Annotated in this window: 7 protein-coding genes; all 7 read right to left on the bottom strand. The window is 68.3% G+C overall.

Translation table 11 applies throughout. The features are described 5' to 3' along the window. Positions 1-138 precede the first annotated feature (138 nt). Positions 139-2,376: an ABC transporter ATP-binding protein gene (locus U5805_RS20435; RefSeq protein ID WP_322105309.1), complete on the bottom strand. Its 2,238-nt coding sequence runs from the start codon at positions 2,374-2,376 to the stop codon at positions 139-141. Next, complete coding sequence (locus tag U5805_RS20430) at positions 2,373-3,266, bottom strand: ABC transporter permease (protein ID WP_322105308.1); 894 nt, start codon at positions 3,264-3,266, stop codon at positions 2,373-2,375. Before U5805_RS20430 ends, U5805_RS20435 begins: the two co-directional genes overlap by 4 nt. Further along, on the bottom strand, positions 3,263-4,273 hold the full coding sequence (locus U5805_RS20425) for an ABC transporter permease (protein ID WP_322105307.1): 1,011 nt from the start codon (positions 4,271-4,273) through the stop codon (positions 3,263-3,265). Before U5805_RS20425 ends, U5805_RS20430 begins: the two co-directional genes overlap by 4 nt. A gap of 143 nt (positions 4,274-4,416) precedes the next feature. Then, positions 4,417-6,147 carry an ABC transporter substrate-binding protein gene (locus tag U5805_RS20420; protein WP_322105306.1) on the bottom strand — a complete coding sequence of 577 codons (1,731 nt, stop codon included), beginning with the start codon at positions 6,145-6,147 and terminating at the stop codon, positions 4,417-4,419. A gap of 287 nt (positions 6,148-6,434) precedes the next feature. After that, positions 6,435-7,454, bottom strand: a complete 1,020-nt coding sequence (locus U5805_RS20415; protein ID WP_322105305.1) for a HoxN/HupN/NixA family nickel/cobalt transporter — start codon at positions 7,452-7,454, stop codon at positions 6,435-6,437. A 34-nt stretch (positions 7,455-7,488) separates the two neighbouring features. After that, positions 7,489-8,004 carry a cupin domain-containing protein gene (locus U5805_RS20410; protein ID WP_322105304.1) on the bottom strand — a complete coding sequence of 172 codons (516 nt, stop codon included), beginning with the start codon at positions 8,002-8,004 and terminating at the stop codon, positions 7,489-7,491. Positions 8,005-8,187: 183 nt separating this feature from the next. Next, positions 8,188-10,296, bottom strand: a complete 2,109-nt coding sequence (gene fusA / locus U5805_RS20405; RefSeq protein WP_322105303.1) for an elongation factor G — start codon at positions 10,294-10,296, stop codon at positions 8,188-8,190. Positions 10,297-10,480: the final 184 nt, after the last annotated feature.

Here is a 10,480-nt window from a genome sequence, read left to right as displayed (position 1 = left end):
AACACCGAACTGCAACACCGAACTGCAACACCGAACTGCAACACCGAACCGCAACAACGAACCGCAACAACGAACCGCAACAACGAATTGCGCCGATGCAGCGACAAACACAACAAACACAACACCCCCGCCAACCTCTCAATCGTCCCGTGACGCAGCCTCTCCCGCGCGTTGTTCGGCGCGCAGGGTTTCGACGGGGATATGGCAAAGGATGCGATGGCCGTCGCCCGCGTCGGCGAGCGGCGGTGCTTCGTCGTCGCAGATCGCGCCCAGCTTGCGCGGGCAGCGCGCGCTGAAGATGCAGCCGCGGGTCGTGCGCGGCGCAGGCGTCGCATTGCCGATGTCGATGTCGATGTCGATGTCGATGTCGGCGTCGGCGTTCGCGCCTCCCGCACGCGCCGCGAGCAGCGTTTCCGTGTACGGATGCCACGGACCCTCGAACACGGCGGCCGCCGGCCCGCTTTCGACCACGCGTCCCGCGTAAAGCACCGCGATGCGGTCGGCGAGATAACGCACGACGTCGAGATCGTGCGAGATGAAGAGATAGCTCACGTCGCGCTCGCGTTGCAGGCGCGCGAGCAGGTTGAGAATGGCCGCTTGCACCGAAACGTCGAGCGCCGAAGTCGGTTCGTCGCAGATCACCACGCGCGGCGCGCCCGCGAACGCCTGCGCGATCGCCACGCGCTGCTTGAGGCCGCCCGATAGCTGACGCGCGCGCGCCGCCAGATAGCGCGCGGGCACGCGAACGGCTTCCAGAAGCGCGCCGATACGCGTGTCCTCGCTGGGCGCGTCATGCGCTGCATCGTGCGCCGCCTCATGTGTCGCGTCGCGGGCGTCGTTGGCCGCGGCGCGCGGGCGCGTTGCGGCGTTCGGCGCGAGCGCGCGCGAGACGAGGCGCCTCACGCTGAGCGCGCGGTTCAGCGACGCGTCGGGATGCTGAAACACCACGCGCAGGGCGGCGCGCTGGCTGGCCTCGCGGCGCGCGACGCGCGCATGCAGAAGCTGGCCGTCGAGTTCGATTTCGCCGCCCGCGTCGGGCTGCTGCAAGCCGAGCAGCAGGCGCGCGAGCGTGGTCTTGCCGCTGCCCGATTCGCCGACGAGGCCGAGCGTTTCGCCCGCATGCAATTCGATCGACACGCCGTCGAGCGCGCGCACGGCCTGCGCGCCGCGCCCGAAGGTGCGCGAGACGTCGACGGCGCGCAGCACCACGCGCGCCGCCTTTTCTTGCGGCGCGCCTCGCGCATCGGCGTGCGCATCGGCATCGGCATCGGCATCGGCATCGGCATCGGCGGCCGAAGCGGCCGAAGCGGCCAACGGCAATTCGATCGCGCGCTCGTGATAGTGGCAGCGCGCCATCTGCTCGCCGTGCGCCGACATCATGCGATGCGGCGGCGGCGCTTGCTCGCGGCAGCGCGCGTCGGCGAGACGGCAGCGCGGCGCGTACACGCAGCCGTGCAGATGCGCGCCCGGCGCGGGCAGTTCGCCGGGAATCGTGTCGAGCGCGCCCGCATGCTTGTTGCGCCCGTTGGCGGGCAGGCAGCGCAGCAGGCCGACCGTGTACGGATGCCGCGCGCGCTCGAACACGTCGCGCGTCGCGCCTTCCTCCACGAGCCGCCCGGCGTAAAGCACGCCCACGCGGTCGCACATGCGGCCGATCACGGCGAGATCGTGGCTGATGAGCAGCACCGCCATGCCGAGTTCGGCGCGCAGCTTCGCGATCAGGTCGAGCACTTCGGCTTCCACGGTGACGTCGAGGCCCGTGGTCGGCTCGTCCAGGATCAGCAGCGCGGGATTCGAGGCGAGCGCCATCGCGATCACCACGCGCTGCTGCATGCCGCCCGACAACTGATGCGGATAGCTCCCGAGCACGCGGCCCGGATCGGCGATGCGCACGCGTTCCAGCATCGCGTGCGAGCGCGCGCGCGCCTCGCTTTCGCTCGCGCCGGCCGCTTCGAACGCTTCGTCGAGCTGGCGCGCGATCGTGAGCGTGGGGTTGAGTGCGCCCGCCGGGTCCTGATAGACCATCGAAACGGCATGCGCGCGCAGCGTGCGCAAGCCGTCGGCGTCGAGCGCGAGCACGTCGTCGCCGGCGATCTGGATGCGCCCGGCTTTCACGCGGCCGTTGCGCGCGAGGTAGCGCAGCGCCGCGAGCGCGACCGTCGACTTGCCGCAGCCCGATTCGCCCACCAGCCCGTACGATTCGCCGCGCCGGATGCGCAGCGACACGTCGGTGAGTACGTCGCGGTCGCGGCCGCGCACGCGGTACGCCACGGTGAGCCCGACGAGCGCGAGCGCGTCGTCGTCGCGCGGCGCGGCAAAGGTCGCGAGGGCGGGGCGCGAGGAAGGCGCGGCGTGGGAGTGCGGCGATGCGTTCACGTCTGGAGTACCTCGCGCAAGCTGTCGGCGATCAGATTCACGGCCACCACGAGCGAGGCGATGGCGAGTGCGTCGAACGCCACGGTCCACCACGCGCCGCCCGCGAGCAGCGTGTACGACTCGGCGAGCGCGAGGCCCCAGTCGGCAGAAGGCGGCTGGATGCCGAAGCCGAGAAACGAGAGCGTCGCCACCGCGAAGATCGCGTAGCCGAGCCGCACGGTCGCTTCGACGATGATCGGCGGCCACACGTTCGGCAGGATTTCCGCGAACATCACCGTGAGCGCGTTCGCGCCGCGCAACTGCGCCGCCGCCACGTAGTCGAGGTGGCGCTCGGCGAGCACGGCCGCGCGCACGGTGCGCGCGATCAGCGGCGCGAAGGTGATGCCGATCACGAGGATCACCGCGAGATTCGACGCGCCCACGGCCGCGAGCACGAGCAGCGCGACGATCACGAGCGGCAGCGCGAGCACGGCGTCGAGCGTGCGCGCGACCAGCGTGCCGAAAAAGCCCTCGAAATAGCCGGTGACGAGGCCGAGCGCCGCGCCCGCGACGGTGCCCACGAGCGTGGCGAGCGGCGCGATCGTGAGAATGTCGCGCGCGCCCACGATCACGCGCGAACAGATGTCGCGGCCCAACTGGTCGGTGCCGAACCAGTGCGCGCGGTCGGGCGGCAGGAGCGAGCCGAGCGGGTCGGACGCGTAGGCGTCTTGCGGCGCGAGCCACGTTCCGGCGAGCGCGCAGACGATCCAGCCGAGCACGATGAGCGCGCCCACGACGAACGAGGGCGAGCGCAGCAGCAAATGCAGCGCGTCGCGCACGCGCGTGTCGGCGGGCGCTTCGGCATCGGCGGCGAGGGGCGCGGTTGCGGTGTCGGTTGCGGTGTCGCTCATGCGCCTCCCGGGTTGCGCAGGCGCGGATCGAGCAGCGCATGCAGCGCGTCGGCGGCGAGATTGGCGAGCGTGTACACCGCGCCCACGGTCAGCACGCCCGCTTCGAGCAGCGGAAAATCCTTCGCCTTCGCCGCGTTGTAGATGAGCGAGCCGACGCCCGGATAACGGAACAGCGACTCCACCACCACGAGCCCGCCGATCAGATAGCCGAGCTGCGTGGCCGCGACCGTCACGCTCGGCAGCAACGCATTGCGCAGCACGTGACGCCAGATCACCACGCGGCGCGGCAAGCCCTTGAGAATCGCGGTGCGCGTGTAGTCGGCGTCGAGCGCGACGATGGTGCCCGCGCGCGCGATGCGCGCGAGATAGCCGAAGAACACGAGCACGAGCGGCAGCACGGGCAGTGCGAGATGCCGCAGCGTTTGCAGCGCGCCCGCGCCGGGCGGCGCGACGGCTTCGATCGGCAGCCAGCGCAGCCACACGCCGAAGATCAGGATCAGCACGATCGACGAAACGAATTCGGGCACCGCGCTCGCGCACAATCCGCCCGTGCTGATCGCGCGATCGAGCGCGCGGCCTTCGTGCAGCGCGGCCCACACGCCGCCCGCGATGCCGAGCGGCACCACGATCACGAACGCGAGCACGCCCAGTTTCGCCGATTGCAGGAGCGCGTCGCCCACGAACGCGGCGACGGGCTGCTTGTAGGTCCACGAGATGCCGAAGTCGCCGCGCAGCGCGTGCGCGATCCACGAAACGTATTGGTCGGCGAGCGGTCGGTCGGCGCCCAGTTGATGATTGAGCGCGGCAACCGCGCGCGCGTCGGCGAGCGGCCCGAGCACCGCGCGGCCGATGTCGCCGGGCAGCAACTGGCCGCCCGCGAACACCAGCACGGAAAGCAGCCAGAGCGTGAAGATCGCCCACGCGGCGCGCACGCCGAGAAAGCGCGCGATGCCGGCATAGGCGCCGGCGCGGCCGCCGTCGGGCGCGGCGTCGGGTGCCTTCGGCATATTCGGCACGTTCGGCGCATTTTGCGCATTCGGCGCGGCGCGGGTTCGCGGGATCGGCGTGGCCATCGGACTCGGACCTCCGTTTTGCTTCGCGTCGTCGTGTTTCGTTTCGCTGCGATGTCGTGCTGGCTCGCGCGCCCGGATCAGGCGGCGAGCGTCGCGCGATCGAAATAGAGCTGGGCGAGCGCCGTGAAGCGCACGCCCGAAAGCACGGCGCGCTGCGCGATCAACTGGTCGTAGAAGTACGGGATGATCACGGGCGTTTCGTCGAGCAGCAGCGTCTCTATCTGCGCCGCCACCTGTTTTTGCGCGGCCACGTCGAGCGTGGCCGCGAACTGCGCGACCAGCTTGTCGTACTGCGGGTTGCGAAAGTGCGCAGCATTCCACGTGCCGCCCGAGGTGAGCGGCGCGTTGAGGAACGGATTGGGCACGCCGCGATGCCCGTAGTCGGTGATGCCGAGCGGCGAATCGAGCCAGTCCGACTTGCCGAAGGTGCCCGCGCCGTAGTATTGCGACTGGCTTTCCACCTTGAGCGTGATGCGCACGCCGATCGCCTTCGCCGCGTTTTGCACGACCACGGCGAGATCGGGCAGCTCCATGAACTTTTCGGTGGTGAGCGTGACGTCGAAGCCGTTCGCCACACCGGCCTGCGCGAGCAGTTGGCGCGCCTTCGCGACGTCGATCCTGCGTTGCGGCACGGTGGTCGCCGTCGACGGGAAAATGGGCGCGAACGGGCTGTCGTTGCCCACCACGGCGCGGCCCTTGAACAGACCGCGCACCAGCACGTCGCGGTCGAGCGAGAGCGCCAGCGCCTGGCGCACGCGCTTGTCCCTGAACGCGGGCACGTCGTTGCGCATGTGGATCTGCCGATGCGCGGCCGAGCGCACGCCGATCACCTTGAAGTCGGGATTGTTGAGCACGCCGATGCCGCCCTGCACGGTGAAGGTGCCCATCACGTCGGCCTGATGGCCTTGCAGCGCGAGCAATTGCGCTTGTTCGTCGGCGTAGAACGCGAATTCGAGCCGCGCGGGCAGGGCCTTGTCGCCCCAGTAGTCGGGATTGCGCACGAAGCTCGCGCCGCGCCGCGTTTCGTAGCGCTCCAGCTTGAACGCGCCGGTGCCGATAAAGCTCTTTTCGTAGTTGCCCGCGTAGTTCGCGGGCAGGATCACGGCGTTGTAGTTGTCCGAGGAAACGTAGTACGGGAAGTTGCCGTTGGGCGCGTCCAGATGGAACGCGACGGTGCGATCGTCCACGGCCTTCGCGCCGCCTTTCGAAAGCACGCCCTTGAGCACCGAGAGCGCCGCCGAGCCGCTCGCGGGATCGGCGAGGCGATCGAACGTGGCCACCACGTCCTTCGCGCCGAACGGCTGGCCGTCGTGGAATTTCACGTTGGGGCGCAGCTTGAACGTCCAGACGTCCGCTTTCGCGTTGGGCTGCCACGAGAGCGCGAGCGCGGGCTGAAGCCGGCCGTGCTCGTCGTCGTTGGCGAGGAATTCGCCGGTCTGGTTCAGCAGGCAGAGCGCGCCCGCGTCGGTGACGGTGAGCGGATCGACGGCGGCCGCCGGCATCAGATGCGCGATGCGGATCGTCTGGTTGCCGGGCTTCGCGGCGCTTTGCGCCCGCGCGGCGCGCGGCAATGCGAGGCCCGCGACGGCGGCCATGCCGGGCAGCGCGGCGCCGAGGCCGAGCACGCTCGCGTAGCGCAGCAGCTCGCGGCGCGAGAGGCGTCCGGCGGCGAATTCGTCGATGGCGTGATGGCCGGCTTCATGGGCCGCGCGGTCCTGCGGGCGCGGCGTATCGGCGAAACAAGCGGGAGAAGAGGCGCGCGCGCGTGACGACTGGAAAAGTTGCTGCGTGAACTGCGAACGTTTCATCGGTGCGGATTTCCGTGCGTTTTTCCGTGTTGGGGACGCGCGGTTCCGGCGAGGAAAGCGCGCGACGGCGGCGTGCGGCGCCGCGAACGAACAAGGCGGCGAAGTTGGGACGATCCGCCTAGTTTATGCGCTTTCGCCCGCGCAAGGCTTGCTGCCGGTGAGGCTCAGGGTTTCGCAGGGTTGTGCGCGGGCGCTCATGGTGCGCAGGTGCGTGGGCGCGAGACATATCGGAAGTCGCGCCGCCCGAGAAAAACGGCGATGAATTCGTCCGCGAAAAACGGCGCCGCTCAGCGCGCCAGCGCGGGCCGCTTCCAGCGATGGAACAGCACCGAGCCGATCCAGCACGCGATGAACAGGGCGACCACGCCGTAGCCGATCTCGCCGAAGCGCGCGTTCGCGGCCGCCACGAGCGTCCACGCGCCGCCGCTCGCGCCGAGCCTGTCGGCGACGAGGCCGAGCGCTTCCACGCCGCCGATCACGATCGCCACGAGCGCCGAGACGAACGTGATGCTCGCGTTGTAGTAGAGCTTGCGCTTGGGGTCGTCCATGGCCCAGCCGTAGGCGTGGACCATCAGCACGTTGTCGGTGGAATCGACGAGCGTCATGCCCGCCGTGAACAGCGCGGGAAACACGAGAATCGAATAGATCGGCAAGCCCTTGCCCGCTTCGGCCGCGGCGATGGCGAGCAGGCCGATTTCCGTGGCCGTGTCGAAGCCGAGTCCGAACAGCACGCCCACGGGGTACATGTGCCAGCTTTTCGTGACGAGCGAAAAGAGCGGCCGCAGCGCGCGCGAGAACAGGCCGGCGGGCGCGCTCGCGTGGGCCGCGGCGGCGAGCGCCGCGTCGTCGCCGTGTTGGGCGCGGCGGTAGCGCGCCCACACGTCGCGCAGGATCACGAGATTCACGCCCGCGAGCACGAGCAGAAACGTGGACGACACCAGCGTGCCGAGCGTCGAGCCGATCGCATGAAACTGCTCGAAGCGGCCGTGCAGCGAGAGCGCCGTGAGCGCGATGCCGAGCGTCGCCACGATCACGATGGTGGAATGCCCGAGCGAGAACGCGAGCCCCACGCCGAGCGGCCGCTCGCCTTGCTGCATGAGCTTGCGCGTGACGGCGTCGATGGCGGCGATGTGATCGGCGTCCACGGCGTGGCGCAGGCCGAAGCCGTACGCGAGCAGCGCGGTGCCGAGCAGGAGCGGGTAGTGGCGAAACGCGATCAGCGCCCACGCCCACGCGCCGAGATTGGCGGCAATGAGTGCGGCGTACAGCGGAATCAGGCGGGCGCGCAGCGGGGCGGGTGTCGTCATGGATGAAGCGTGGCGGTAGCGCGGGAAAAGAGACTCAGTGATCGTGAGGATGATGGTGGATCGGATCGACCCAGTACACGGTTTCGGGCGCTTCCACGGCGTCGATGTTGAGATTCACCACGACGGCCTCGTTGTCGCTGCGCACGAGCACGCATTCGAGCGGGTCGTCGGTGCTTGCGTTGATCTCCTGGTGCGGCACGTAGGGCGGCACGAAGATGAAGTCGCCGGGCCCGGCTTCGGCCGTGAACTCCAGATGCTCGCCCCAGCGCATGCGCGCGTGGCCGCGCACGACGTAGATCACGCTTTCGAGCGCGCCGTGATGATGCGCGCCCGTTTTGGCATTCGGATGGATCGTCACGGTGCCGGCCCAGATTTTCTGGGCGCCCACGCGGGCCGCGTTGATGGCGGCCGCGCGATTCATGCCCGGCGTTTGCGCGGTGTTCGCGTCGAGCTGGTCGCCGCGTATGACCTTCACGCCGTTTTCGCGCCAGTCCGGCGTATCACCGTGACCGTGGCCGTGGTCGTGGTCGTGGTCGTGGTCGTCGCTCATCGTCGTGTCTCCTTCGTGTTTCCGGCGCATTGTGACATGGCCAAAAATCGTGCTGCATCGCGGTTGCGGCTGCACCTCGCGGCGTGCGCGCATGAAAAAGCCCGTCCCCGGGGCGCATCGCGCGAGGACGGGCTTCGTGCCGCGCCATGCCGATCGTCATGACTTTCGTCACGACGTCCGGCGTTACTTCGTCTTGGCGTTGATGACCGCTTCGGCCACGTTCTGCGGCGTTTCCGCGTAGTGCTTGAACTCCATCGTGTAGGTCGCGCGCCCTTGCGTGAGCGAGCGCAGCGAAGTGGAGTAGCCGAACATCTCCGAAAGCGGCACTTCGGCGCGCACGAGCTTGCCGCCGCCGCCAGCGATGTCCTCCATGCCCTGCACGATGCCGCGTCGGCTCGACAGGTCGCCCATCACGTTGCCCATGAAGTCCTCGGGCGTTTCCACTTCCACCGCCATCATCGGTTCGAGCAGGATCGGCCTCGCCTTGCGCATCGCTTCCTTGAAGGCCATCGAGCCGGCCATGCGGAAGGCGTTTTCGTTCGAGTCGACGTCGTGGTACGAGCCGAACGTGAGCGTGACCTTCGTGTCGACCACGGGATAGCCCGCGAGCACGCCGGCCTTCAGCGTTTCCTGGATGCCCTTGTCGACGGCGGGAATGAATTCGCGCGGAATCACGCCGCCCTTGATCGCGTCGACGAACTCGTAGCCCTTGCCCGGCGTCTGCGGTTCGAGCGTGATGACCGCGTGACCGTACTGGCCGCGCCCGCCCGACTGCTTGACGAACTTGCCTTCCACGTCCTCGACCTTGTTGCGCACGGTTTCGCGATACGCGACCTGCGGCTTGCCGACGGTCGCTTCCACGCCGAACTCGCGCTTCATGCGGTCCACGAGAATTTCGAGGTGCAGCTCGCCCATGCCCGAGATGATGGTCTGGCCGGATTCCTCGTCCGTCTGCACGCGGAACGACGGATCTTCCTGCGCAAGCCGGTTGAGCGCGATGCCCATCTTTTCCTGGTCGGCCTTGGTCTTGGGCTCGACGGCCTGCGAGATCACCGGTTCCGGGAAGATCATGCGTTCGAGCACGATCGGGTTCGCGGGGTCGCACAGCGTGTCGCCCGTCGTGGCTTCCTTCAGCCCCACGGCGGCGGCGATGTCGCCCGCGCGCACTTCCTTGATTTCCTTGCGCTCGTTCGCGTGCATCTGGAGGATGCGGCCGAGGCGCTCGCGCTTTTCCTTGATCGCGTTGAGCACCGTGTCGCCCGACTCCACCACGCCCGAATAAACGCGGAAGAAGATCAACTGGCCGACGAACGGATCCGTCATGATCTTGAAGGCGAGCGCCGAGAACGGCTCCTCGTCGCTCGGGTGGCGCTCGATTTCCTTGTCGTCGAGGTCGTGGCCAAGAATGGCGGGCACGTCGACCGGCGAGGGCAGATAGTCGATCACGGCGTCGAGCATCGCCTGCACGCCCTTGTTCTTGAACGCGCTGCCGCACAGCATCGGCACGATTTCATTGGCGATGGTGCGCTTGCGCAGCGCGCCCTTGATGTCTTCTTCGGTCAGGCTTTCGTGATCGTCGAGGTATTTTTCGAGCAGCGTTTCGTCGGCTTCGGCGGCGGCTTCGACCATCTTTTCGCGCCACTCCTTCGCGGTTTCGACGAGATTCGCGGGAATCTCGGCGTATTCGAACTTCACGCCCTGGCTCTCGTCGTCCCAGACGATCGCCTTCATCTTCACGAGATCGACCACGCCCTGGAAGTGATCCTCGGCGCCCACGGGAATCTGGATCGGCACCGCCACGCCCTTCAGGCGCTCGCCGATCTGCCGCTGCACGCGGAAGAAGTCCGCGCCGACGCGGTCCATCTTGTTGACGAACGCGATGCGCGGCACCTTGTACTTGTTCGCCTGGCGCCATACGGTTTCCGACTGCGGCTGCACGCCGCCGACCGAGTCGTACACCATGCACGCGCCGTCGAGCACGCGCATCGAGCGTTCGACTTCGATCGTGAAGTCGACGTGCCCCGGCGTGTCGATGATGTTGATGCGATGTTCGGGATAATTGCCGGCCATGCCTTTCCAGAACGCGGTAGTGGCCGCCGACGTGATCGTGATGCCGCGTTCCTGCTCCTGCTCCATCCAGTCCATGGTCGCCGCGCCGTCGTGTACTTCACCGAGCTTGTGGTTCACGCCGGTGTAGAACAGGATGCGTTCGGTCGTGGTGGTTTTGCCGGCATCGATGTGAGCGCTGATCCCGATGTTTCGATAGCGCTCGATGGGGGTTTTGCGAGGCACGGTGATCTCCTTGGAATGACGCGCCATGGAAGCTGACGGGCGGCGCGGCCAGCGCGCGACCCGCGATGCGCCGCACGACGCGAGCCCGTTCGCCCGAACCGGTCCGGTTCGGGCGAGCCGGGTCGGAGTCGAGCGGGCGTACGGGCGCCGCGCCGTGCGAGACTTAATAGGATAGCGCTTGCGC

This window comes from Paraburkholderia sp. J41, from assembly GCF_905220235.1.
GTDB lineage: Bacteria > Pseudomonadota > Gammaproteobacteria > Burkholderiales > Burkholderiaceae > Paraburkholderia.
Note: the sequence above shows the minus strand (reverse complement) of the source record. Positions and strands in the feature narration are given on the sequence as shown.